Origin of the sequence: Bacillus xiamenensis (assembly GCF_001857925.1) — a bacterium.
GTDB lineage: Bacteria > Bacillota > Bacilli > Bacillales > Bacillaceae > Bacillus > Bacillus xiamenensis.
Map to the genome: position 1 here is coordinate 3,319,367 of NZ_CP017786.1, position 23,299 is coordinate 3,342,665.

General features: G+C 41.5%; 27 protein-coding genes. 22 read left to right on the top strand and 5 right to left on the bottom strand.

Annotation, left to right across the window (positions count from 1 at the left end; all coding sequences use genetic code 11):
* Positions 1–55: 55 nt before the first annotated feature.
* Positions 56–859 carry a sporulation protein YpjB gene (gene ypjB, locus BK049_RS17015; RefSeq protein ID WP_008356775.1) on the top strand — a complete coding sequence of 268 codons (804 nt, stop codon included), beginning with the start codon at positions 56–58 and terminating at the stop codon, positions 857–859.
* Positions 860–890: 31 nt separating this feature from the next.
* Here ypjB and BK049_RS17020 read toward each other — a convergent pair whose 3' ends face one another.
* Entirely contained in the window at positions 891–1,763 is an 873-nt protein-coding gene (locus tag BK049_RS17020) for a YitT family protein (RefSeq protein ID WP_008356777.1), read from the bottom strand.
* Between the two features lie 137 nt (positions 1,764–1,900).
* Here BK049_RS17020 and BK049_RS17025 point away from each other — a divergent pair, with 137 nt between their 5' ends.
* The 17 genes from BK049_RS17025 (at position 1,901) to BK049_RS17105 (ending at position 16,859) form a co-directional block, all read left to right on the top strand.
* Complete coding sequence (locus tag BK049_RS17025) at positions 1,901–2,236, top strand: nucleotide pyrophosphohydrolase (protein ID WP_008344575.1); 336 nt, start codon at positions 1,901–1,903, stop codon at positions 2,234–2,236.
* 5 nt (positions 2,237–2,241) lie between these two features.
* Positions 2,242–3,045 (top strand): 4-hydroxy-tetrahydrodipicolinate reductase, encoded by an 804-nt coding sequence (gene dapB / locus BK049_RS17030; protein ID WP_071169012.1) that lies wholly within the window; start codon positions 2,242–2,244, stop codon positions 3,043–3,045.
* 19 nt (positions 3,046–3,064) lie between these two features.
* On the top strand, positions 3,065–3,484 hold the full coding sequence (gene mgsA, locus BK049_RS17035; protein ID WP_008356781.1) for a methylglyoxal synthase: 420 nt from the start codon (positions 3,065–3,067) through the stop codon (positions 3,482–3,484).
* The gene (bshB1, locus tag BK049_RS17040) at positions 3,471–4,181 is read left to right on the top strand and encodes a bacillithiol biosynthesis deacetylase BshB1 (protein WP_071169013.1); all 711 of its coding nucleotides are present in this window, start codon (positions 3,471–3,473) and stop codon (positions 4,179–4,181) included. The genes mgsA and bshB1 overlap by 14 nt, the downstream gene beginning before the upstream one ends.
* A complete protein-coding gene (gene bshA, locus BK049_RS17045) occupies positions 4,178–5,323 on the top strand; it encodes an N-acetyl-alpha-D-glucosaminyl L-malate synthase BshA (protein ID WP_008356785.1) in 1,146 nt (381 codons plus the stop codon). Before bshB1 ends, bshA begins: the two co-directional genes overlap by 4 nt.
* Positions 5,316–6,518, top strand: coding sequence for a CCA tRNA nucleotidyltransferase (locus BK049_RS17050; RefSeq protein WP_071169014.1), 1,203 nt, complete (start codon positions 5,316–5,318; stop codon positions 6,516–6,518). Before bshA ends, BK049_RS17050 begins: the two co-directional genes overlap by 8 nt.
* Positions 6,491–7,474: a biotin--[acetyl-CoA-carboxylase] ligase gene (locus tag BK049_RS17055; protein WP_071169015.1), complete on the top strand. Its 984-nt coding sequence runs from the start codon at positions 6,491–6,493 to the stop codon at positions 7,472–7,474. Before BK049_RS17050 ends, BK049_RS17055 begins: the two co-directional genes overlap by 28 nt.
* Positions 7,475–7,671: 197 nt before the next feature.
* A complete protein-coding gene (gene panB / locus BK049_RS17060; RefSeq protein WP_008356791.1) occupies positions 7,672–8,511 on the top strand; it encodes a 3-methyl-2-oxobutanoate hydroxymethyltransferase in 840 nt (279 codons plus the stop codon).
* Complete coding sequence (gene panC / locus BK049_RS17065) at positions 8,508–9,374, top strand: pantoate--beta-alanine ligase (RefSeq protein WP_071169016.1); 867 nt, start codon at positions 8,508–8,510, stop codon at positions 9,372–9,374. The genes panB and panC overlap by 4 nt, the downstream gene beginning before the upstream one ends.
* Positions 9,367–9,750: an aspartate 1-decarboxylase gene (gene panD / locus BK049_RS17070; protein ID WP_008356795.1), complete on the top strand. Its 384-nt coding sequence runs from the start codon at positions 9,367–9,369 to the stop codon at positions 9,748–9,750. The genes panC and panD overlap by 8 nt, the downstream gene beginning before the upstream one ends.
* Positions 9,751–9,865: 115 nt before the next feature.
* Positions 9,866–12,658, top strand: a complete 2,793-nt coding sequence (gene dinG / locus BK049_RS17075; protein WP_071169017.1) for an ATP-dependent DNA helicase DinG — start codon at positions 9,866–9,868, stop codon at positions 12,656–12,658.
* A 135-nt stretch (positions 12,659–12,793) separates the two neighbouring features.
* Positions 12,794–12,964 (top strand): YpmA family protein, encoded by a 171-nt coding sequence (locus BK049_RS17080; protein ID WP_008344594.1) that lies wholly within the window; start codon positions 12,794–12,796, stop codon positions 12,962–12,964.
* A gap of 12 nt (positions 12,965–12,976) precedes the next feature.
* On the top strand, positions 12,977–13,462 hold the full coding sequence (gene tseB / locus BK049_RS17085) for a cell wall elongation/penicillin-binding protein regulator TseB (protein WP_008356799.1): 486 nt from the start codon (positions 12,977–12,979) through the stop codon (positions 13,460–13,462).
* A 115-nt stretch (positions 13,463–13,577) separates the two neighbouring features.
* Positions 13,578–14,870 carry an asparagine--tRNA ligase gene (gene asnS / locus BK049_RS17090; protein ID WP_008356801.1) on the top strand — a complete coding sequence of 431 codons (1,293 nt, stop codon included), beginning with the start codon at positions 13,578–13,580 and terminating at the stop codon, positions 14,868–14,870.
* 98 nt (positions 14,871–14,968) lie between these two features.
* Positions 14,969–15,673, top strand: a complete 705-nt coding sequence (locus BK049_RS17095; RefSeq protein ID WP_008356803.1) for a DnaD domain-containing protein — start codon at positions 14,969–14,971, stop codon at positions 15,671–15,673.
* 17 nt (positions 15,674–15,690) lie between these two features.
* Positions 15,691–16,353: an endonuclease III gene (gene nth / locus BK049_RS17100; protein ID WP_008356805.1), complete on the top strand. Its 663-nt coding sequence runs from the start codon at positions 15,691–15,693 to the stop codon at positions 16,351–16,353.
* Positions 16,350–16,859: a YpoC family protein gene (locus BK049_RS17105; RefSeq protein ID WP_071169018.1), complete on the top strand. Its 510-nt coding sequence runs from the start codon at positions 16,350–16,352 to the stop codon at positions 16,857–16,859. Before nth ends, BK049_RS17105 begins: the two co-directional genes overlap by 4 nt.
* Before the next feature lie 36 nt (positions 16,860–16,895).
* On the opposite strand, the gene BK049_RS17110 is transcribed toward BK049_RS17105, so the two are convergent.
* Complete coding sequence (locus tag BK049_RS17110) at positions 16,896–19,586, bottom strand: PBP1A family penicillin-binding protein (protein ID WP_071169019.1); 2,691 nt, start codon at positions 19,584–19,586, stop codon at positions 16,896–16,898.
* Positions 19,587–19,629: 43 nt separating this feature from the next.
* Complete coding sequence (recU, locus tag BK049_RS17115) at positions 19,630–20,241, bottom strand: Holliday junction resolvase RecU (RefSeq protein WP_071169020.1); 612 nt, start codon at positions 20,239–20,241, stop codon at positions 19,630–19,632.
* A gap of 46 nt (positions 20,242–20,287) precedes the next feature.
* On the opposite strand from recU, the gene BK049_RS17120 reads away from it, so the two are divergent.
* Positions 20,288–21,244 (top strand): DUF2515 domain-containing protein, encoded by a 957-nt coding sequence (locus BK049_RS17120; protein ID WP_071169021.1) that lies wholly within the window; start codon positions 20,288–20,290, stop codon positions 21,242–21,244.
* Between the two features lie 23 nt (positions 21,245–21,267).
* Here the strand turns inward: BK049_RS17120 and sspM are convergent, their stop codons facing one another.
* The gene (sspM, locus tag BK049_RS17125) at positions 21,268–21,372 is read right to left on the bottom strand and encodes an acid-soluble spore protein SspM (RefSeq protein ID WP_008356814.1); all 105 of its coding nucleotides are present in this window, start codon (positions 21,370–21,372) and stop codon (positions 21,268–21,270) included.
* A 196-nt stretch (positions 21,373–21,568) separates the two neighbouring features.
* On the opposite strand from sspM, the gene BK049_RS17130 reads away from it, so the two are divergent.
* The 3 genes from BK049_RS17130 (at position 21,569) to BK049_RS17140 (ending at position 22,789) form a co-directional block, all read left to right on the top strand.
* Positions 21,569–21,802: a DUF5446 family protein gene (locus BK049_RS17130; protein WP_232532035.1), complete on the top strand. Its 234-nt coding sequence runs from the start codon at positions 21,569–21,571 to the stop codon at positions 21,800–21,802.
* 49 nt (positions 21,803–21,851) lie between these two features.
* Complete coding sequence (locus tag BK049_RS17135; RefSeq protein WP_232532036.1) at positions 21,852–22,232, top strand: YppE family protein; 381 nt, start codon at positions 21,852–21,854, stop codon at positions 22,230–22,232.
* Positions 22,233–22,339: 107 nt separating this feature from the next.
* On the top strand, positions 22,340–22,789 hold the full coding sequence (locus tag BK049_RS17140) for a YppG family protein (RefSeq protein ID WP_071169023.1): 450 nt from the start codon (positions 22,340–22,342) through the stop codon (positions 22,787–22,789).
* An 18-nt stretch (positions 22,790–22,807) separates the two neighbouring features.
* Here the strand turns inward: BK049_RS17140 and BK049_RS17145 are convergent, their stop codons facing one another.
* The gene (locus BK049_RS17145) at positions 22,808–23,227 is read right to left on the bottom strand and encodes an Hsp20/alpha crystallin family protein (protein WP_008356823.1); all 420 of its coding nucleotides are present in this window, start codon (positions 23,225–23,227) and stop codon (positions 22,808–22,810) included.
* Positions 23,228–23,299 lie beyond the last annotated feature (72 nt).

Genomic DNA, 23,299 nt, shown 5'->3' on the forward strand with positions numbered 1-23,299 from the left:
CTAACCTTGTCCTTTTCTTCATACGCTGTATGGAGAAGGGCTAGGAGGGACTTGCATGAAACGAAAGCCAATTGCGATGATTCTATTATTTTTTCTCGTCTTACATCCAGCTGCTGCGGAAGGTGAGGAAACAACCGCTAAAGCGCTGCAAGAATTGACGGAACTATCAGATTCAATCTTTCAATTAACGAGACAAGCTAAATATGATGAGGCGCTACAAGTCGCATTGTATGTTGAAAAGACATTTAAAGCTGAGAATTGGCGTGGAACTCTGACGAATACGCAGGTCCGGCAAATTACACTTGGCTATCAAGATATCATTAAAGGACTCCCGCAGGAAGACTTAAATGAACGCGAAAAACTTCGATATGCCTCTCAGTTTAGAATGCTGATCGATGCGATTCAATCTAGTTCAGAGCCTCTTTGGGGTTCGTTAGAGAAGCCGATTATGGGGTCATTTCCTGCATTGAAGAAGGAAGTGAAAGATCCAGAATCAACGGCGTTCTATGAAACTTGGAATGAGCTGGTTTCTTTATACGATATGATTTATCCGAGTTTAACCATTGATATTTCGCCTGAAAGGCTTCACACGATTAAGCAGCACATGGACGTGATTGAGCAAGGTGAATTTTTAAAAGCTTCGAGTGGGACAAAGCTTGAGCGTCTTACCAAGCTGGAAGAGGATTTATCAAGTGTGTTCGCTCATGTCGATCAAGATGAAGCCGATCCATCGCTTTTTTGGGTCATCTTAACAACAGGGAGTATCATTTTATTCACTTTAACGTATGTTGGGTTTCGTAAATACCGTGCTGAAAAAGAGAAGAAGCAAAAGCGGCAAGCTGATTACCCGAAGTCATAAAAAAAGAAGCACTGCTTTTGTGCTTCTTTTTTTAATGGGGATTGAGCGGCTTTTTATGTTCATCTAATGTAAATCCTTCACCGAGTACATCATGAACGTCACTCACTGATACAAATGCATGAGGGTCAACGGACGTGACGACACTTTTGAGATGGGCAAGCTCATTTTTTGGAACGACACAGTAAAGGACATTGCGTTCTTGTTTCGTATAGGAGCCGACACCTTTTAGAATCGTCACACCGCGCTCCATTTCTTCAGTGATTTTCTTTTGAATAATGTCATCCTTTTCAGAAATAATCATTGCTCCTTTGGCAGCGTAAGCGCCTTCTTGCATGAAGTCGATCACTTTCGCAGCAACAAATACGGCGACAAGTGTATACATGGCTTCTTTGTAATTTAAATAGGTAAGAGAGATGGTAATGACGCACGCGTCGAAAATAAACATCGTTCTTCCCATTGCTACTTGATAATGCTTGTTGATCAGTCTGGCAATAATGTCCACGCCGCCTGTTGTTCCGCCGAATTTAAAGATAATCCCGAGGCCTGTTCCGATAAACACACCTGCAAAGAGGGCGGCTAAGGCTAAATCGTGCTGAAGAGGCATATGTATTTGAAAGCGCTGGAAGATAGCCAGAAAGACTGAAAGACTAACTGTTCCTACAATTGTATAAGTAAACATCGTTCTGCCAAGCATTTTCCAGCCGATAAAAAAGATCGGAATGTTTAAGACAAGGTTTGAAATAGACGGGTCAATGTGAAATAGAAAATATAAAAGCAGTGTAATACCTGTAAATCCGCCTTCCGCCAAGTTGTTTTGCATATTAAAATGAACAAGACCGAAAGAAAAAATCGCAGATCCTATCAAAATAAAGACGATATTTTTAAGACGAATTTCTTTTAGCAAAAGATCACTCCTTTTTTTGCTTAGACAGCGATAATATTATATGGTATGGGAGAGAAACAAGCAAACTGAGTTTTAAACATTTGTCAAATATTTATGATTTCGCTAACATGTAAGAGATGGATAGGAGGATGAGCTTCATGACGAATGAAAAAACGCTGCGTCACGTGCAGCAAGAAGTAGATGATTACATAGGACAATTTAAAGAAGGTTATTTTAGCCCGCTTGCCATGATGGCCCGTCTGACAGAAGAATTAGGTGAGCTGGCAAGAGAGGTTAACCATTATTATGGAGAAAAGCCGAAAAAAACAACCGAAACGGAAAAAAGCATGGAGGAAGAAATTGGTGATGTGTTGTTTGTATTAACATGCCTTGCCAATTCACTCAATATTTCACTTGAAGAAGCTCATGATCGTGTGATGCATAAATTCAATACAAGAGACAAAGACCGCTGGACGAAAAAAGAAGGGAAGTAGAGACGATGACGAATCAAACCATCAAAGTAGTAATCGCTGGAGCAAGAGGAAGAATGGGGATAGAGGCTGTCAAGCTGGTAGAAGAAACAAGCCATTTTGAGCTGGTGGCAGCACTTGATCATACACACGAGGGAAAAACATTATCTGATGTCATTCATACAACATCTGATGCACCCATTTATACGGATATTGATGTGTGTCTTTCAGAGACAGCACCTGATGTACTAATTGATCTGACAACACCAGAAATTGGGAAAGTACATACGAAAAAAGCACTTGAACATGGTGTACGTCCAGTCGTAGGGACAACTGGTTTTTCAGAGGCTGACCTAAAAGAGCTTCAGCAATTAACAGAAGAAAAGGGCATAGGATGCATCATTGCCCCTAACTTTGCTGTCGGTGCAGTTTTAATGATGAAGTTTGCCAAAATGGCAGCGAATTACTTTCCTGATGTTGAGATCATTGAGCTTCATCATGATAAAAAACTGGACGCTCCAAGCGGTACGGGCTTAAAAACAGCTGAAATGATTGCAGAAGTAAGAGAAAGCAAAAAGCAGGGACATCCTGAAGAAAAAGAATTAATCGAAGGTGCACGTGGAGCAGATTACGATGGCATTCGCTTGCATAGCGTACGGCTTCCAGGCATGATTGCACATCAAGAAGTGCTGTTTGGAATGGACGGACAGACTTTGACCATTCGTCATGATTCTTATAATCGTGCATCATTTATGTCAGGTGTGAAGCTGTCGGTGGAACAAGTAATGCATATTGATCAACTCGTCTATGGTTTAGAAAACATCATCGACTAATATAAGGAGTGGATTCCTGATGAACATTGCTTTAATCGCTCATGATAAGAAAAAAAGTGACATGATTCAATTTGCCATTGCGTACCGAGATATTTTGGCAGATCATACACTTTATGCAACAGGAACAACAGGTTTAAGAGTGAAAGAAGCGACAGGGCTTCCCATTCATCGTTTTCAATCAGGACCACTTGGAGGAGATCAGCAGATTGGTGCTTTGATTGCTGATAATGCAATGGATCTTGTGCTCTTTTTTAGAGACCCGTTAACCGCACAGCCGCATGAACCTGATGTATCTGCACTCATCCGGCTTTGCGATGTGTATGCCATACCACTTGCAACCAATATGGGGACTGCTGAAATTTTAGTCAGGAACTTAAATAAAGGGACGTTTGATTTTCGAGAAGTAGCAAAAAACGGAGGAACAAATGAAACCACTTGATATCCTTGCATTCGGTGCCCATAGCGACGATGTAGAGATCGGAATGGGCGGTACGCTTGCAAAATACGTAAAAAAAGGGGCGCGTGTCGGGATCTGTGACTTGACTCAGGCTGAATTATCTTCAAATGGAACGGTTGAGAGCCGTAAAAAAGAGGCGAAAGCAGCCGCCGCTGTTTTAGGCGTCAAAACTCGAATCCAGCTCACGCTGCCAGATAGAGGACTTTATATCAATGACGAAGCGATAAAGGAAATTGCAGGTGTCATTCGAACATACAAACCAAAACTTATTTTTGCCCCGCACCACCAAGATCGACATCCTGATCATGGTCATGCGGGTTCACTTGTAGAAGAGGCGGCTTTTTCTGCAGGTATACATAAATTTGAAGATTCATACAAGCAGCCGGCGCATAAAATAAGCCAGATGTATTATTACATGATTAACGGTCATCATCGTCCAGATTTTGTGATTGATATTTCAGACGAGATGGATCAAAAAATGGAGAGTTTACATGCGTATCAAAGTCAATTTGTGAAATCGGCAAATTCGGTGGAGACACCGCTTGTAAATGGTTATATTGATTTTGTCAAAATGAGAGAGTCGATGTATGGAAGGGAAGTCAATAAAGCTTTTGCAGAAGGGTTTCTGACAAAGAAACCACTTCTGATGGATGATGACTTACTTGGGGGGGAATTATGAAAAAATTGAAGGTCGGAATCACTTGTTATCCGAGTGTCGGTGGTTCGGGTATTATTGCCACAGAGCTTGGAAAACGTTTAGCTGAAAAAGGGCACGATGTTCATTTCATTACCTCAAGTATTCCGTTTAGACTCAATAAAGTGTATCCGAATATTTATTTTCATGAAGTAGATGTCAATCAATATGCTGTGTTTCAATATCCGCCTTATGACCTTGCACTAGCAAGTAAACTCGCAGAAGTAGCAAAACGAGAGAAGCTAGATATTATTCATGCGCATTATGCAGTCCCGCATGCTGTCTGTGCGTTTTTGGCCAAGCAAATGACTGGACACTCTGTGAAAGTCGTGACCACGCTTCACGGGACGGATATTACGGTTTTAGGCTATGATCCATCATTAAAGGAAGTCATCCGGTTTGCCATCGAATCATCTGATCGCGTAACGGCGGTGTCGCATTCATTAGCCGCTCAAACGTATGATCTGATTAAACCGGATCAAAAAATTGATACGATCCATAATTTCGTCGATGAGCGCGTGTATTTACGTGAAGATCATGAAGTGCTGAAGAAACATTATGGGCTGTTACAGGATGAAAAGGTCGTGATCCATGTATCGAATTTCCGCAAGGTGAAGCGGGTGCAAGATGTGATCCAAGTGTTTAAAAAGATGTCTGAACAGGTGGATGCAAAACTGCTTCTTATTGGGGACGGTCCGGAAAAATCGGTTGTATGCGAACTTGTGAAAAAACTGGGACTTACGGACCGTGTGTTATTTTTAGGAAAGCAAGAGAAGGTGGAGGAGCTTTATTCGATTAGTGATTTGAAGCTGCTGCTTTCTGAGAAAGAAAGCTTCGGCCTTGTGCTGCTTGAAGCAATGGCGTGCGGAGTACCTTGTATTGGGACAGATGTTGGCGGAATCCCAGAGGTCATTACACATGGAGAGACAGGATTTCTTGTCCCGCTTGGCGATGTAGATAGAGCAGCAGCATATGCAATCTCTTTACTCAAAGACAAATCGCTCCATGAGCAAGTGTCGATGGCAGCCAAGTCTAGTGTTGAGGCTCATTTCTCTTCTGAAAAAATTGTGAGAGAGTACGAAGATCTTTACTTAGAATTGATCGAAGGTGATGATGAAGATGAATGAACCATTCACACATGCGCTCCCTATTTTACATACGCTGCACGAACATGGGTATCAGGCTTATTTTGTCGGCGGTGCGGTGAGAGATGTCCTGTTAGGCAGGGAAATTGGGGATATCGACATTGCGACAGATGCCACGCCTGATACAGTAGAGTCTTTATTTGATAAAACAGTGGATGTAGGCAAAGCGCATGGCACTGTCATTGTTTTACTTGATGGGATCAGCTATGAGGTCACGACGTTTCGAAGTGAATCTGAATATGAAGACTTTCGCCGTCCTAAAGAAGTGACGTTTATCTCCTCGCTCAAAGAAGATCTTTTAAGAAGAGATTTAACGATAAATGCAATGGCCATGGATATTCATGGTGACATCATTGACCATGTAGGCGGTAAACAGGATATCGAGCGGAAATGGATCCAAACGGTTGGCGATCCTGCATGCCGATTTCAAGAGGATGCGCTTCGCATGATGAGAGCTGTACGTTTTTTAAGCGAGCTCGGGTTTGAGCTTTCTCCTAAGACGGAGGCAGCTATGAAAAAAGATAAGCACCTGCTTGCCAACATTTCTGTTGAGCGCAAAAAGATTGAAATGGAAAAGCTTTTAAAAGGCCGCTACTGCGAAAAAGCCATTCAGGTCCTCATATCAACACAATTGTATGAAGAATTGCCAGGCCTTGAAACGTATGGGCTTAATGAATCCTTGCAAGCCTTCCCTTATTATTTACTGGATGGATTAGAGGAGGTATGGGGGGCCTTTATCCATTTGCTTGGTCTTGATGAGGCGGAGGCAGTGTCCTTCTTAAAAGAATGGAAGCTGTCAACGAAAGTTCTAAAAGAAGCAGTGGCCATTAGCAAATATGTCGATTGTAACTGGGATGAGGAGAAGATGTTTGAAGCTGGTGAACATGTGCTGCTATCTAGCCTGAAAATCACGCAGCTCAAACATGAGCGCCGCATTTTCTTTGACGAGCTGGAAGCGGCGAAGCATTCATATGATGCGCTGCCGATTAAAAAGCTTCAAGACCTTGCAGTGTCAGGAAAAGATTTAATGGCCTTTCGGCAAAAGCCATCAGGTAAATGGATTGCAGAAGAGCTTGCTTGTGTAAAAAAAGCGGTTTTGCAAAACCAGTTGGAAAACCGAAAAGAAGCCATAGAGGAGTGGCTTATAGCATGCGATCAGCGATTAGAAAACGATTAATTGAACTATTTACAGCATCTGAGCAAGACTTTGTCTCAAGTCAGCAAATATGTGATGAGCTTGGCTGCTCTCGAACGGCTGTATGGAAGCACATAGAGGATTTGCGAAAAGAAGGGTATGAGGTAGAAGCTGTCAGAAGAAAAGGATACCGTCTACTTCGGAAACCAGACAAAATTAGTGAGGACGAAATTCTTTTTGGTCTGGAAACAGAGGTGTTTGGCAGATATATTTACTTTCAAGAAGAAGTTGCCTCAACTCAGCTGATCGCCCATGACCTCGTCAATGAAGGAGCGCCCCACGGCTCGCTTGTTGTCAGTGATCATCAGACAAACGGAAAAGGACGCCTTCAACGAGCGTGGTATTCACCAAATGGGACAGGCATTTGGATGAGTCTGATTCTAAGGCCTGAAATCCCATTACATAAAGCGCCGCAAATGACGCTTTTGGCATCTGTAGCGATTGCAGAAGCCATCGCACAAGAAACAGGACTCAGCCCATCTATTAAATGGCCAAACGATATTTTATTAAACGGAAAAAAGGTCGTGGGCATTTTGACTGAATTAAAAGCAGAAGCTGATCAGGTTCATGCGGTCATTATTGGTCCAGGTATAAATGTGAACCAGACGGCAGAGGATTTTCCTGATGAACTAAAGGGGATCGCTACGAGTTTGAGAATGGAACTAGATAAAAAGGTAGACAGAGCGGCACTCATTCAAACCATCATGTCCACCTTTGAAAAAAGGTATGACGAATATAGAAAACATGGATTTGCTCCGATCAAGCAATTATGGGAATCGTTTGCGGTGACCATCGGTAAACGTATTGTCGCCCGCACCTTTCATGAGCAATATATTGGAACGGCGCTTGGAATCAATGATGAAGGTGTTCTACTCCTTGAAACGGAGGATGGAATCCAAAAAATCTATTCCGCAGACATCGAGATCAAATCAACTTAAGTGGAACACCCGGCACATTTTTGATATACTTCGTGTGGACAGTATCTGAAAAAGAACTGTACCTGTTAGAAAGAAAAATTCGATAAATTTCTGCCTTGATCCTAAGGGACTTGGACAGAGGGATGATTCGCCTGCACATGAGAGGCAAGAGCATGTGATGAGGCAAGCCATCTCCTCTCCAGAATGAGGAGGAACAAATGAAGACAAAGCTAGATTTTTTCAAAATGAAAGAACAAAACGAACCTATTGTGATGCTGACAGCATACGACTATCCAGCTGCAAAGCAAGCGGAAAAAGCGGAAGTCGACATGATCTTAGTTGGTGATTCACTTGGGATGGTTGTACTTGGGCTTGATTCCACAGTACAAGTGACGATGGATGATATGATTCATCACACAAAAGCGGTCAAAAGAGGCGCAAAAGACACATTTATTGTAACCGATATGCCCTTTATGTCTTATCATTATTCATTAGAAGAAACGATGAAAAATGCAGCTCGCATGATGCAAGAAAGCGGGGCAGATGCCTTAAAGCTAGAAGGAGGAGACGGAGTTTTCGAATCCATTCAAGCTATGACAAGAGGCGGAATTCCGGTCGTCAGTCATTTAGGACTCACACCTCAATCAGTCGGTGTACTTGGCGGGTATAAAGTCCAAGGAAAAGATAAAGAGAGTGCGCAAAAATTGATTGAAGATAGTCTGAAATGTGAGGAAGCAGGTGCAATCGCCCTTGTGCTAGAATGCGTACCTGGTGAGCTGACAAAACGCATTACCGACATGCTGAAGATTCCTGTCATTGGAATTGGTGCAGGAGCTGAGGCAGATGGACAAGTTCTCGTTTACCATGATGTGGTAGGATACGGGGTGTCTAGAACACCTAAATTTGTGAAACAATACGCGCAAATCGATGCTGTAGTAGAAGAAGCGCTCATACAATATACAAAAGAAGTAAAAGCACGCACATTTCCAGAGGACATGCACACATTTCATATCAAAGAAGAAGTCCTTGAAGGTTTATATGGGGGAATCAAGAAATGAACGTTGTCACCCATATCCATGAGCTAAAAGAAATCATAAAGCAGCAGCAAAAGAAGCAGCATTCCATTGGTTTTGTGCCAACAATGGGCTTTCTTCATGAAGGACATTTGACTTTGGTGAAAGAAGCAAGAGAACAAAATGACATTGTGGTGATGAGCATTTTTGTGAACCCTTTGCAATTTGGACCGAACGAAGACTTCGAATCCTATCCAAGAGATATAAAAAGAGACCAGCGCCTTGCTGAGGAAGCCGGAGTGGATATTTTATTTACACCTGATGTGAAGGAAATGTACAAAGGTGAACCATCTGTGACGATGACCGTTCAAAAGCGTACAGACGTCTTATGCGGGAAGAAACGTCCAGGGCACTTCGACGGCGTTGTCACTGTGCTCACAAAGCTTTTTCATCTTGTAGCACCAACAAATGTCTACTTTGGTCTAAAAGATGCACAGCAAGTCGCGGTCATCGATGCGATGATCAAGGATTTCTTCTTTGATCTTCACCTTGTGTCTGTTCCAACCGTTCGAGAAGAAGACGGTTTAGCAAAAAGCTCAAGAAACGTGTATTTGTCTGAAACAGAAAGACAAGAAGCACCTGCATTATACCGGGCATTAAAAAAAGGACAGACAGCTGTTGAAAAAGGTGAACGTGATATAAATCATATTTATCAGTTGGTGGAAGAGGAAATTCTTCAAACGAGCGGGGAAATTGATTATATTGAGATTTATTCCTACCCAGAACTTGAACCACTTCAGCATTTAACTGGCAAAGTGATCATTGCCATTGCTGTGAAGTTCTCTCATGCAAGACTAATTGATAATGTGATTTTCCATGTTCCTGAAAGCGGTGAAAAACATGTATAGAACCTTTATGATCTCTAAGCTCCATAAAGCGACTGTGACAGAAGCAAACTTACATTATGTAGGCAGTATTACAATCGACGAAGATTTACTTGATGCAGCAGGCATGATGGCAAATGAGAAAGTGCAAATTGTTAATAATCACAATGGAGCGAGACTTGAAACATACATTATTCCTGGAGAAAGAAAAAGCGGTGTCATTTGTCTAAATGGTGCGGCAGCAAGATTGGTCCAGCCAGGGGATGAAGTCATTATCATCGCTTATGGGATGTTGTCAGAAGAAGAAGCAAAATCGCACACACCAAAAGTGGTCGTGTTAAATAAACAAAATCAAATTGAACAAATGATTGGGCAAGAGCCTGCGAGAACGATTTTATAACGCACGCTAAAATGGAAACAGAACAGTTTCAAGAAAAGGAAGCTGTTCTGTTTCAGCTATATTGCCCAGAGCGTGTTTCACTTAGAGTGGAACGAGGAATTGAGGTGTCCATTTTATGACCGATCAAAGGTTTGTTGTCGTTGATATTGAAACCACCGGAAATTCACCAAAAAAAGGTGATAAAATCATTCAAATTGCTGCGGTGGTCATTGAAAATGGACAAATTGTCGAACGGTATTCAAGATATGTGAACCCAGGGAAAACGATTCCTGGATTTATTGAACAGCTGACAGGTATTAAACAGCACATGGTTGATGATGCGGTGTTTTTTGAGGAGATTGCCCAAGAGGTGTATGACCTCATACATGGCGCTTATTTTGTTGCGCACAATGTTCATTTTGACTTGAATTTTTTAAATGATGAACTACGCGCATGCGGGAAAAATGAGCTGGATGTGCTAGCGATTGATACAGTTGAAATTTCTAGAATTCTTTATCCTGAGCTTGAAGGTTATAAGCTAACTGAATTAAGTGAAGAGCTCATGCTTCCACATGACCACCCGCACAGGGCGGATAGTGATGCGGAAGTTACTGCCATGTTATTTTTAAACCTATTACATCAATTGAGGCATACACCGCCAAATGTGTTAAAGCAGTTGCGCAGATTATCTTCATATCTTCTAAGTGATATAGGCCTGTTAATTAAGCAGCTTGAAACAAATCATTCTAATCAGGATGATTCTTTGGTGGAAGTCGGATCTTTTGCTGTAAAAGATGTGACCAATCGTATAACTGATACGACACATTCAGTAGACGCGGGCGACGAGCAGCTGTTTGAGGAGATCAAAGAGAAGCTTCCTCAAACGTTAGAAGGTTATGAAGTAAGAGAAGGCCAGCTCACGATGATGAATAAAGTAAGAGATGTGTTCAATGAAAGAGCCTATGCTTTAATTGAAGCGGCACCAGGTATTGGGAAAACACTAGCTTACCTCATCCCAGCTGCTTTAGAGGCAAAGAAATCAGGAAAGCCTGTTATTATCAGTACATATTCCATTTTATTGCAGCAGCAAATGCTTCAGCGCGATGTCCCGCTGCTCAATCAATTGCTCCCATTTGAACCAGCTGCTTGTGTATTCAAAGGGAGAGCACATTATATTTGTTTGGATAAGTTTGAGCATGTACTGCATGAGGAAGATGATAACTATGATATTGTCTTAACAAAAGCGCAAATTTTAATGTGGCTGCTTGTAACCGAGACGGGGGATTTATCTGAACTGAATTTACCGTCAGGAGCTGCAAATATAAAAGACCGAATCTCCTGTGTACACATGCCGTTTACATCAAAAAAACGCCGCTTTAAAGAGTATTGTTTTTATGAACGAGCGAAACGAAAGGCGCAGACAGCTGATTTGATTTTGACGAATCACCGCCTGCTTTTATCTCAAACGGAAGCATCGTCTATCTTTCAGCATGCTGACGTCTATGTGATTGATGAAGCCCACCAATTTGAGAAAACGGCCAATGAAACACTTGGTGACAGTACTTCTTATATTCAGCTTCATGCAAAATTAACACAGCTCGGTTCCTTACAAGGCGGACTGTTAAAGAAACTGAAAAAGAGATTCTATGATGCCGGTTTATCAACGGATACCTTTATTGAAATGGACGAATATCTTTATCAGCTTCAAATGGAAAGTGATGCGTTCTTTAGTACCGTCCATACTTTTGTGAAAAGGACAAAACCAAAAGCGGACATTAATCGTCTCATTCATAGAGTGCGTCATCATTCGAAACATGCTCAGTGGGTACGAATTAAAGAATCAGCGAGTAAGCTTTGTTCATTGTTAATTGCTTGTGAAAAGCTGTATGAGCAGCAAAAAAACGAGCTGCTTCACAAAAGGGATCAACTGACAGAACACTTTGCATTTGAAGCAGAGGAATACGATCAAGTCATGTCATTTATGCAGACATTTTGCAGTACGCTGTACCGGTTTATGTTTGAACCGAATAATGACGAAACGGTTTGGATTGAGATTGATGCAAAAGGTGCCAAAAATGCTGTCTTTATGCATGCGCAGCCGCTAGATACAGGAGAGCTTTTGGCGGATCGATTTTTTATGAACAAAAAAAGTGTGGTGCTGACATCAGGAACCCTTACAGTCAATCATCGTTTTGACTATTGCATGGAGAGATTTGGACTGCAGGACTTTTATCCGCACCTGATCCAAATCGATTCACCTTTTGAGCTTGAAAAGCAGCTCAAGGTTGTTGTACCGGCTGACATGCCGCCGATTACAAACCGTGATGAGAGAGATTATGTGAAGCAAGCTGCAAAATATATTAAGATTATGGAAAAGCAGGATCAAGCGAAAATATTGGTTTTATTTAATTCACATGAGATGTTAAAAGCAGTGTATGAAGAGCTAAAAACAGAAGGCATGAAATCGGCACTGCTTGCTCAAGGGCTGACAGGCGGGAGTCCTGTGAAATTGACGAAAATGTTTAAATTAGCAAAGGAAGCGATCTTGCTTGGTACGGGCAGTTTTTGGGAAGGTGTGGATTTTCCCGGCTCAGAGCTGACGACCGTCATTATGGCAAGACTGCCTTTCCGGCCGCCTGATTCACCGCTCATTGAAGCAAAATGTGAAGCAGCTAAAAAACAGGGGAAGAATCCGTTTAAAGCCGTCGCTCTTCCAGAAGCTGTATTAACCTTTAAGCAAGGTGCCGGCCGCCTGCTGCGCTCTGAAAAAGACATTGGTACATTGCTCATTTTAGACCGCCGAGTGAAAACAGCCTCGTACGGAAAACTATTTTTAGAATCACTCCCTCATGCGCCGGTTCATGAGATGTCAAAAGAGTCACTTGAGGCGTATATAGAGAAGCTCAACAACGAAAAGCCGCTGTTATAAGCGGCCTTAAGCTGGTGGTGTGGGTTTGGAGTTAATTTATCTTAACGGTTTTTTGTGTTCCGTTGTAAAAATAGTATCGGTTCCTGCGTGAAAAAGTATGACTAACAATATTTACGTACCGAGGAGGAATTAGAAGTGGAAAGTAAAATAGAGGTACTTTCAACTGTTCAAATTAAACATTCGGAAGACCTATACAAAATCGTTGATTTGCTGAACAGAACGCTGAAAAGGGAAGATCTTATGTTTGGATTAGCATTAGATCAAGAAGATCAAAATCAAGCGATATTTACCATATATCGCACTTAGGGGAAGCTTGACATGAAAAGAATAGTTTGGATTATTTCGTCCGCTGCGGCTCTCGTTTTGCTCATTGGCATCATTAGTTTTTCGTGGATTTATCAAATTGCTATGGGGCAAAAAGAACAAGGTCATGAGGCAGCGATTGAACGAGCAAAAAAACAAGTAGCATTAGAACAAGTGGAGCAAGTGGAAACCTTTGTCGGGAAAGAAAAACAATTTATTGTAGAAGGTAAAGACAAACAAAACGACACGATCTATGTATGGGTACCTGCCAGCAAAACAGAAAAAGTGATCGCCAAAAAAGCAAAAGAAGGCATTACCTCAAACCAAGCAGTACAAGCCGTTCAAAAGGAGAACACGATTTCTAAGTTAAAGGGTGTCAAATTAGCAAGAGAAGGTGATGTACTCCTTTGGGAAGTGACATACTTAAATGAGAACAACCAATATAGTTTCAGCTATGTCGATTTTACGACAGGACGCGTAGAAAAAAATTTAACACCTTAGTTTCTGCTGTCTTGCGTTGACCGTGCTGATTTAGAACGGTTATAATAAAATGTATGAAAAAAGAATCACACCTTTCTACTAGGTGAGTTTCTTTCTGGCTTTGGAGGGAAATATGTTGAAAACAACTATTAATCAAGTGTTCAAACACGTCGATGAAGAAGTAACGATCGGCGCATGGATTGCCAATAAACGTTCAAGCGGAAAAATTGCATTCTTGCAGCTGCGTGACGGGACAGGCTTTATTCAAGGAGTCGTTGTAAAAGCAGAAGTGGATGAGGAAGTCTTTAAGCTTGCGAAATCAGTGACACAAGAAACATCTGTCTATGTAACAGGACAGGTGACAAAAGACGAGCGTTCACCACTTGGTTTTGAATTACAAGTGAAATCCATTGAAGTGATTCACGAAGCAACAGATTACCCGATTACACCAAAAGAACATGGAACAGAATTCTTAATGGATCACCGTCATTTATGGCTTCGTTCAAAAAAACAGCATGCCATTATGAAAATCCGTAACGAAATCATTCGTGCTACATATGAATTTTTCCATCAAGAAGGCTTCGTAAAAGTGGATCCGCCAATCTTAACAGGAAGTGCACCTGAAGGAACGACAGAACTATTTGCTACTAAATATTTTGATGAAGATGCGTACCTTTCTCAAAGTGGACAGCTTTACATGGAAGCTGCTGCGATGGCACTTGGAAAAGTATTCTCATTTGGCCCAACATTTAGAGCTGAAAAATCGAAAACGAAACGTCATTTAATCGAATTTTGGATGATCGAGCCTGAGATGGCGTTTGTAGAATTTAATGAAAACCTTGAGTACCAAGAAAAGTATGTGTCTCACGTTGTTCAAAGTGTACTTGAAAACTGTAAGGTGGAGCTACACACACTTGGCCGTGATACAGCAAAATTAGAAAACATCAAAGCACCATTCCCGCGCATCACTTATGATGAAGCGATTAAATTTTTGCAGGATAAAGGGTTTGATGACATTGAATGGGGAGATGACTTCGGTGCACCTCACGAAACAGCCATCGCCGAAAGCTATGATAAACCAGTGTTTATCACACATTACCCAACGTCATTAAAACCATTTTATATGCAGCCAGCACCGGACCGTGATGACGTAGTCCTCTGTGCAGACTTAATTGCACCAGAAGGCTACGGAGAAATTATCGGCGGTTCTGAACGTGTTCATGATCTAGATCTACTTGAAGCGAGATTAAAAGAACACGGGTTAGATCAAGAAACGTACAAATGGTACACAGAATTGAGACAATACGGTTCTGTACCACATTCAGGTTTTGGTCTTGGACTCGAACGAACAGTTGCTTGGATTAGCGGAGCGCCGCATGTGCGTGAAACCATTCCATTCCCAAGATTATTAAACCGTTTATATCCTTAAGACGCGAAAGCCTCCAACATATGGAGGCTTTTTCAAACGTCTTTTCCAAGGGCACGTATCATAAAACGTGATATACTGAAAGTGAAGAGGTGTATCCGATGAAAAGGCAGCAATTTATAGATATGCAGCAAATGGGTTCAACCAGTTTGCCAAATTTGCTGATTGCTCACTATGAGCAGTTAGGACTGAATGAATCACAAATGATGGTCATGTTAAAGATTAAAATGAATGAAGAACAAGGCGTCTTTTTTCAAACCTTTGAAGAGCTTTCAAATGGTATGACCATTTCAGCCGAAGAGTGTGCCTATATGGTGCAGCATTTAATTCAAAAAGGGTTTATTTCAATTCAGCCGTTTGAAGACAGATCCGGCATACAGCATGACCGGTACTCAGTAGAGCCTTTATGGGGTGTGCTGTACGACTTTTTAGAAGCAAAACAGGCAAAAGAAGTACAAAAGAATGATATGCAGGCCGAAAAGTCTTTATATGCATTATTTGAAGATGAATTCGGCAGACCGCTGTCTCCTCTTGAGGGCGAAACACTCTCGATCTGGATGGATCAAGATCATCATGATGCGGAGATGATTCGTCTAGCACTGAGAGAAGCGGTTTTATCAGGAAAATTAAATTTTCGTTATATTGATCGAATTTTGTTTGAGTGGAAAAAGAAAGGGCTGAAAACAGCGGAAGAAGCGAAAGAGCATAGCCAGCATTTCCGTTCGCAGCAAAAAGCCCCACCTTCAAAAGAAGAAACGTCATCTTATAAACGACAAGTTCCTTTTTACAATTGGCTGGAACAATAACCAATAAAGGAGAAGGCATGTTATCAAAAAAACAAATCAATGAGTGTTTAGATATTATAGGAGACATGTTTCCAGAGGCTGAGTGTGAGCTTGTTCATTCCAATCCATTTGAACTTGTGATCGCTGTCGCACTCTCAGCGCAATGTACAGACGTTCTAGTGAACAAAGTGACCAAACATTTATTTCAAAAATACAAAACACCAGAAGACTATGTAAGTGTGCCGCTTGAAGAATTGCAGCAAGATATTCGCTCGATTGGTCTTTATCGCAATAAGGCGAAAAACATTCAAAAATTAAGCAAAATGCTCATTGAAGAATATGGCGGTGAAGTACCAAGGGATCGAGATGAGCTCATGAAGCTTCCCGGTGTTGGGCGAAAAACAGCAAATGTCGTCGTGTCTGTAGCTTTTGGGATTCCTGCTATTGCAGTCGATACACATGTAGAACGCGTCAGCAAACGCCTCGGAATTTGCCGCTGGAAGGATTCTGTTCTTGAAGTAGAGCAAACCTTAATGAAGAAGGTGCCAAAAGAAGATTGGTCTGTGACCCATCACCGCCTCATCTTTTTTGGCCGATACCACTGCAAGGCGCAGCGGCCGCAGTGCGAATCCTGTCCGCTTCTTGATATGTGCAGAGAAGGGCAGAAAAGACTGAAAAAAGGGCTGGTGAAACTGGCATGAGCGGGGCAGCTGTTTTCACCTCATATGTCGAAAAGCTAAAAGATAAACAGGTAGATTTCAGCGCTGAAAGAAAGGATATACTGAGGAGTCATCCACTTGCGTTTGACCTGTCTTCAAAGCCTTTATCAGACGAGCTTCCGTGGCAGAAAACGGAAGAATTTGTTCCTGTGATGTTCGAACTGTGGAATGAATTAAAAATAAAAATGCTTCCTCGCTTTCAAACAAGAAAATCCCGCTGTGAACAGGATGATATGCTGCAAGGCATCGTTAGTATGATGGCGATGTTTTACTGGATCAAAGGGGAGCGGCTCCAATCGGTTGATTGGGAGGAGATCAAACAACAGACGTTTCCTGTTGCCCCTATTAACTGGACAGAACGAGTAGAGTTTATTTTGCTAAAACCTACTCAATATCACTGCTTTATTCAACTGGACGAGCTGTATACAGAACTTAAAAAGCAGTATGGAAAATACGAAGCACTCAGAAAGTTAAAACAAAATCGTTAAAAAAAGCACTTGCCGAATGAGGCAAGTGCTTTTTCGTTATTCGTCTTCTTTTCGAGAAGTAGTATTTGACTGGGTATTTGCGCTTTGAGAGTTGGCTTTATTGTCATCTTTCTTTTTCGTGGTATCACTCTGTGAGCTGCTGTTCCCATTCGTAGTATCTGAGCCATCGTCAGAATCGCCAGTACCATTTTCCGTATTTTCACTTTGATCTTGATCTTTTTTATCATCTTGCTTCTGTTCATCCGTGCCTTGGTTTTGATTTGTATTATCGTCTGTCTGATCTGTCTGCTCATCATCAGACTGCTGCGTTTCTTCGTCTTCTTTGTTCTCATCATCTGCTTTTTCTTCTGTCTCTTCGTCATCCTTAATGGTGAGGAAGGTAGAAGCTGCTTTACTTGTGACATCCTCTACAGTGGCTGTCACTTGGAATTTATAGGTAGAGCCAGGCTTCACATCAGAGATGACCGCTTCTTTAGCAGAACTGTTTTGAATTTCTTTATAGCCGCCATTATCGACCGCTTGCTTCACGTTAAATGTAGCATCTGCGTCGTCATTATAGCTCCATGTCAGTGTGATGGACTTTTTCTCTTCGTCATACACTGCTTTTAAGTCAGATGGTTTATCGGCTTCTTTTTGATCATATGTGTCAGAAACTTTTGTCGGAACCGTTCCTTTCACGAAGTATTCGGTTGTTTTCTTATCACTTGGTGTATTTGGTCCGGCTAATTTTGCTGGATCTGATCCTTTTTCAATCGTTGCTTCAACGACGCTGTCTGGCTTTTCAAATGAGCCGCTTCCATCATCAATTTGAGAAATTAATTGCTTGAATACAATTTTTGCAACGCGCTGCTCATCCGTTGTGAGCCACATTTTACCGTCCGCATCTTTTGAGTTGCCGATTCCAGTCCAAACAGCTGCTGTGTATTGCGGCGTATAGCCGACAAACCACGAATCTTTCGCGCCGCCAGACGGGATATTGTATTTATTAATATCATCTTGTGTAAAGTTGGTTGTACCTGTTTTACCAGCTACTTGAACGTTCGGTACTTGTGCGAGTGTACCAGTTCCAGATTGTACAGCTGTTTTCAGCATATCAGTAATCATAAAGGCTGTGTAATCACTCATAGCCGCTTTAGAATCTGGCGTGAGGTCAAGCTTTGTTCCGTCATTAAATTCAACAGACGTGACAGCGTGAGGCTCATTATAGTACCCATTATTACCGAATGCACTAAACGCACCAGCCATCTTTAGGGAAGATACACCATCTTCAAATCCACCGATTGAATAGGATTCTGGAATATCAGAAGGTAAGTCCATACCTAAGTTATTGGCAAATTGAACGGCATGATCTGTGCCAGCCGCTTGGAATGCTTTTAGGGCAGGGATGTTTCGTGATTGTGCCAACGCATTTCTCATTGACATTTTCCCTAAATGTCTTTTGTCAAAGTTATTAATTGGTGTGCCATCTGAGTACGTATACGGCGCATCATCTATTTGCTGATATGTTGACCATTTTTTATTTTCAATGACTGGGCCGTAATCTAAGATTGGTTTAATGGTTGACCCTGGCTGGCGCTTTGCGTCAGTGGCATAGTTAAAGCCGCCGACTGGAACGTCCCGGCCACCGCCAATGGCACGAATTTCACCATTTTTTGTATCGAGCAGGGTAACACCAGCTTGCATGCCTTTCGTAAATCCGGCTGAATCTCCATTTATAATATCATCCAGGTGATCCTGTGCATTTCGATCAAGTGAAGTATAGATTTTTAAACCATCGGTTGATACATCCACTTTGGCTTTTTTCTGAACTTCTTCCATGACTTCTTCGATATAAGCAGAGTATTTGCTTGAGTTTTGGCTCTTGTATTTATCAGCTGAAACGACGGTTTTGCTGACAGGTGTTGCTTTTGCTTCCTCATATTCTTTATCTGTAATGTAGCCTTGTTTTTTCATCAGGCCTAAAACGATATTACGGCGTTTTTCCGCTGCCTCGGGATGTTTCACTGGGTTATAGGCAGTAGGACTCTGCGGCATACCTGCAAGCGTGGCAGCCTGTGCAACAGTTAGTTTATTTAAATCTGTAACGCCGAAAAATTGTTCAGCCGCTTTCCCAACACCATAAGCATAAGGCGAGAAGAAAATACGGTTTAAATACATTTCTAAAATTTCATCTTTAGAGTATTTTTGCTCAAGCTGTATAGAAAGCCATACTTCCTGCACTTTACGCTTTAATGTTTTTTGGTTGTTTAAAAGGGTGTTTTTTACAACCTGCTGTGTGATCGTACTACCGCCTTCGGCTCCAAAACCGTCCTCGACGTTTGCGACAAGAGCACCGCCAATACGGATGGGATCAATCCCGTGGTGTTTATAAAAACGAGCATCTTCAGTCGCAATAAATGCGTTTTTTACAACATCGGGTATATCTTTAATCGAGACATACGTTCTTTTTTCCGCCCCGACTTCTGCAAAGACTTTTTTGTCTTTATCATAAAGCTTTGAAGAATACGGCGTTTTAAGCTTGCTATCATCAATAGAAGGAGCGCTTGATGCAAAAACGGCAAAAGTTGTGATTCCGGCTACTACACAAAGAAGACCGATCACGAGTAAAGATAAAAATATTTTTTTAAATAGACCTGCTTTCTTTTTGCCTTTTTTGTTTTTTTGCTTCCTGTTTTTTTCTTGACTGGCTTTTCGTCGCTGTTCACGACTTGTAAATTGATCAGACATCACATCTCAACCTTTCGTGTTAAACCTTTTTCGAACGTAAATGTTACTGACTTTCATCCGAAAAATGAAGTGTCTCCACTACTTTAATATAATCAATTCTTGGCGAATATCCAAGTGTCATTAAGTGGCCAGCTTCCATTAATTCGTCTTTACTAATGGATTTGCGCCCATTTCGCTGCTGCCGCTCCCAAAAGAAGAAGAGGTCGGAAGCGGATAAATAATAAACGGAGCCAAATGCGGATATAATAACAAAACAAATACCGCCTTGCTTTTCAACCTGTTTCATATGCTCAATTTGATGGTCGTGGAAATTTTTGAGCGGAAACGAGGTGGTGCTTTTGGTTTCCTTTGCTTCAAAGTCGATATACCGCCCTTTGTACACCCCGTTATAGTCTGTCGTAGATGATTGTTTAAAATAAGCTTCTTTAATGACAGCGGCACTTCTTTTCGGATAGTCCACATTGACAATTTGAACTGGGGTAGGCTTTTTATGAATGACTGCGATCCCATTGACCAAATAGTACTGGTTGGTTTCATTTAAGTCAGCTTCAAGCGTCATCCCGCGATTACTATAAGAGGATTCGCCCCTGACTCTTTTTTTTGTCCCAATTTGTTGAATGGGCTGATACGATTTTCCGTTTGGATACCGAATCATCAAGTTTCAGCCTCCTTTTAATGCATTTTGTATTGGAGAGATCACCATGTTGTCACAACAAGAGAACATCATCACTCAGCATATTCTACATGAAACGAAAGCAAACAATAAGGACAACGTGACGAGGACAAATGCGTACAAGCGTTTTTATGACCGCCATCCAGAAATAAAATGGTCTCTGCTTGCTTCCTTTGTCTCGAGAAATGCTGGATGGTCAATGACAGATTTAAAAGGCGAGCTCTTCCATCCGGGCTTAACGGATCAGCAAGGGCATCTGTTTTTCACAGCGTATGAAAGAGCGAATTGGCTGATCTTTTCAGATGCTTACCCGCAGCTTCTCTTGTATGAATGGTCAAAAAGGTGCCGCAAACCTTTATTTCATCTGCTGCCATATTTCGGCGTGTCTCGTTTTATGAGCGCTGAGTGGGAACGTTTTTGGCTAAAGCGTGACACAGAGCGTCTGCTTTATGCACTCATCATAAATGAACAATATACTATACAATCTCCTATTATACAAAATCCTCTTCTGAAAAAGAATGTTTTTCACTCGATTCAATATCTTTTCAGCGAGTGGGGACATTTTCAAACCGTTGTTTTTCCGACAGTTGACGGGCATTTGTACGGGTTAACCATACGAAAGTTTTCCCGTGTAAAGGAGCGCATTACATTAGGAAAAAAACTAGCGAAACTATTATTTCGAGCCGATTTATTTTCGAGTTTTTATCATTTTTTGCATACCGTACCGCATACGGGGTCTCGGTTTGATTTCGAGCCGTTTTTAGGGATCGCTAGAAGGTCAACGCCTTTCCTTCGAACGGTTTATCCGGTGATGACACATTCATTAGACGATCAACGGGAAGATTGGTTTCAGAAGAAATTGAATCCATCCTTATTCGACGCAGAACCTTTACCAAAACAAATTGAGCTGACGGACTGGTATTTCCATAAAAAAAGACAGCTTCGTTTTCTTTTCTCATTAGAGCACTATTTTTTGCATAAATAAAAAGCAGGGGGTACCTGCTTTTTTTACGTGGATGGACGGTTAGGGCCGCCGAGCTTTTTATCAAGTTGATCTGTACTGTTCTCTTTCCCTTTTGGCTTTTGCTCTTTTGGTGTTTGCTGTTTTTTCATGAAATCTACCTCCTTTGTCCTTAGAATTTACACAATCGGACGCAATCATACAAAGAAGGACAAGCACATGTCGAAAAGGAAGAAATCGTGCTTAAATGCACTTAGATTGGCGATTTGCTTCTAGTTTTGTCATGTATGAAGGAGGGGGCAAAAGAAAAGAGAATGTAACGAGAGACGATAAAGGAGGAATCTGATGATGAGTAAATTTGTATCAAAAGAATCCATTATGCAGTTATTAGAGGAAATCGAGCGAAAGATTGATGCGGTGGAAGAGAAACTGTCTCTAGCTGTCAAGGAAACAAAACACGCTGCCATAGAGGAGCAAGAACAAATGATTGACCGTCTTGAATCAGAAGTGAAGGACTGTGAATTGAAAATTCATGCAGCAGAGGATCAATTGGCGGCAAGACCTGCATACCACGCTGGCTAGTTTTCATATTTGAGCAATAAGTAAACGTTTGATAGGATGGTTCATAGAGGTGAACACTTTGGATAATCAAACTTTACTTAAATATACAAAAGAGCTGAGAACGTGGATTGAAGAAGCATATGAGCAGTATCAAAAGGGAAAGGCGGAAGAGGAATACCCCGTATATGATTTTTACAAGGATATTCAGCCCGCCATTGATAAATTTGACAAGCAAATGGAAGAGTGGCTGACTACTGCCATTTCGTTTGTTCATCAGGTCAAACCTAGATACTTACATCAAGACCAGCTTGATGCCGTAAAAGAAAATGGCAAAGAGGTTGTCCTGCAATCTTATTTTGGCAAACAGCATGCAACCCGTGTGAAAAATTTAGTTGAGTCAGTGATTTACACACTGAATCTTTTAATAGAAGAAATCAAAAAGCGCAGCTGATGAAACAGCCTGCGTTTTTCTTATCGCTGTTTTAGGCACACCTTCTGTTTTTGAACATAATATATCATTGACTTCAATATGTTTTGAGAGCGAGAGGAGCGAGATACATGGTCCCTTATTCACATCAGCCATCTTATGAATTGAATCAATTCAATCAGAACCCCTTTACGTATCCAGATATGCAGCAACCTCCGCAGCCTCCAGAGTATTTCATGCCGCCACATCAAGGTGGAATGAACCAAACACCATCTTCAAGCTATCAGCCGCCATTTGGATACCAAGAAAACTTCCAGCCTTTTCAGCAGACTGAAGTGATGAATCAGCCGCAAATGCAGCCTTCAGGTATGATGCCCATGCAGCCGCCTATGAATCCTTATCCTTTGCCAAGGCCTCAAAAGCAGCAATCATCTCAATTTAAAAATGTGCTGTCACAATTTAAAAAGACAAATGGGCAATACGATTTTAATAAAATGTTTGATACAGCTGGGCAAATGATGAGTACAATGAATCAAGTGGGCTCATTGGCGAAAGGATTTACAAGCATATTTAAAGCATAGCAAACCCAATAGATATATCTATTGGGTTGTTTGCTTTGGCGCGGTCACACGAAGTGATTGATCTTTCCAAACACTCTTCATGCTTGTTTCATCTATTTTTGCAGGCATTAAAATGGTTTTGGTAAAGCTTGAATAGGAGGAAGACGTGTCTGTTTTAATTTTTTCCTGCACCGATAAGTGTAAATATTGAGCCTTCACTTCCAGTGCGATATCACCTTCGACAAAATGGTCTGGAAATCGAATGTCAATATACACATATTGATCATCTTCTGTCACATCGGTAGTAATGGATGCCAGTGAATGGGACGTGGTCATGAGCGCCTCCGCACTATTTAAAATCTCGTGAAACGGGGAGGACGCAAAAAATTGTTCAATCGCTTCATATAAAATGTCTTCATTTGCCAACAAATCATGTTTCTTTTCGCCATCTTGTTTCATTTGAATCACCTCTCATCTACAGCCTATGCAAAAAGGGCTCAGGCGGTTATCAATTGATGGGAGGAAAAAATT

Coding starts and splice junctions, on each gene's coding strand:
- ypjB (WP_008356775.1), top strand. CDS start 56: ATGAAACGAAAGCCAATTGCGATGATTCTATTATTTTTTCTCGTCTTA.
- BK049_RS17025 (WP_008344575.1), top strand. CDS start 1,901: ATGACGAATGAAAAAACGCTGCGTCACGTGCAGCAAGAAGTAGATGAT.
- dapB (WP_071169012.1), top strand. CDS start 2,242: ATGACGAATCAAACCATCAAAGTAGTAATCGCTGGAGCAAGAGGAAGA.
- mgsA (WP_008356781.1), top strand. CDS start 3,065: ATGAACATTGCTTTAATCGCTCATGATAAGAAAAAAAGTGACATGATT.
- bshB1 (WP_071169013.1), top strand. CDS start 3,471: ATGAAACCACTTGATATCCTTGCATTCGGTGCCCATAGCGACGATGTA.
- bshA (WP_008356785.1), top strand. CDS start 4,178: ATGAAAAAATTGAAGGTCGGAATCACTTGTTATCCGAGTGTCGGTGGT.
- BK049_RS17050 (WP_071169014.1), top strand. CDS start 5,316: ATGAATGAACCATTCACACATGCGCTCCCTATTTTACATACGCTGCAC.
- BK049_RS17055 (WP_071169015.1), top strand. CDS start 6,491: ATGCGATCAGCGATTAGAAAACGATTAATTGAACTATTTACAGCATCT.
- panB (WP_008356791.1), top strand. CDS start 7,672: ATGAAGACAAAGCTAGATTTTTTCAAAATGAAAGAACAAAACGAACCT.
- panC (WP_071169016.1), top strand. CDS start 8,508: ATGAACGTTGTCACCCATATCCATGAGCTAAAAGAAATCATAAAGCAG.
- panD (WP_008356795.1), top strand. CDS start 9,367: ATGTATAGAACCTTTATGATCTCTAAGCTCCATAAAGCGACTGTGACA.
- dinG (WP_071169017.1), top strand. CDS start 9,866: ATGACCGATCAAAGGTTTGTTGTCGTTGATATTGAAACCACCGGAAAT.
- tseB (WP_008356799.1), top strand. CDS start 12,977: ATGAAAAGAATAGTTTGGATTATTTCGTCCGCTGCGGCTCTCGTTTTG.
- BK049_RS17095 (WP_008356803.1), top strand. CDS start 14,969: ATGAAAAGGCAGCAATTTATAGATATGCAGCAAATGGGTTCAACCAGT.
- nth (WP_008356805.1), top strand. CDS start 15,691: ATGTTATCAAAAAAACAAATCAATGAGTGTTTAGATATTATAGGAGAC.
- BK049_RS17105 (WP_071169018.1), top strand. CDS start 16,350: ATGAGCGGGGCAGCTGTTTTCACCTCATATGTCGAAAAGCTAAAAGAT.
- BK049_RS17110 (WP_071169019.1), bottom strand. CDS start 19,586: ATGTCTGATCAATTTACAAGTCGTGAACAGCGACGAAAAGCCAGTCAA.
- recU (WP_071169020.1), bottom strand. CDS start 20,241: ATGATTCGGTATCCAAACGGAAAATCGTATCAGCCCATTCAACAAATT.
- BK049_RS17120 (WP_071169021.1), top strand. CDS start 20,288: ATGTTGTCACAACAAGAGAACATCATCACTCAGCATATTCTACATGAA.
- sspM (WP_008356814.1), bottom strand. CDS start 21,372: ATGAAAAAACAGCAAACACCAAAAGAGCAAAAGCCAAAAGGGAAAGAG.
- BK049_RS17130 (WP_232532035.1), top strand. CDS start 21,569: ATGAGTAAATTTGTATCAAAAGAATCCATTATGCAGTTATTAGAGGAA.
- BK049_RS17140 (WP_071169023.1), top strand. CDS start 22,340: ATGGTCCCTTATTCACATCAGCCATCTTATGAATTGAATCAATTCAAT.
- BK049_RS17145 (WP_008356823.1), bottom strand. CDS start 23,227: ATGAAACAAGATGGCGAAAAGAAACATGATTTGTTGGCAAATGAAGAC.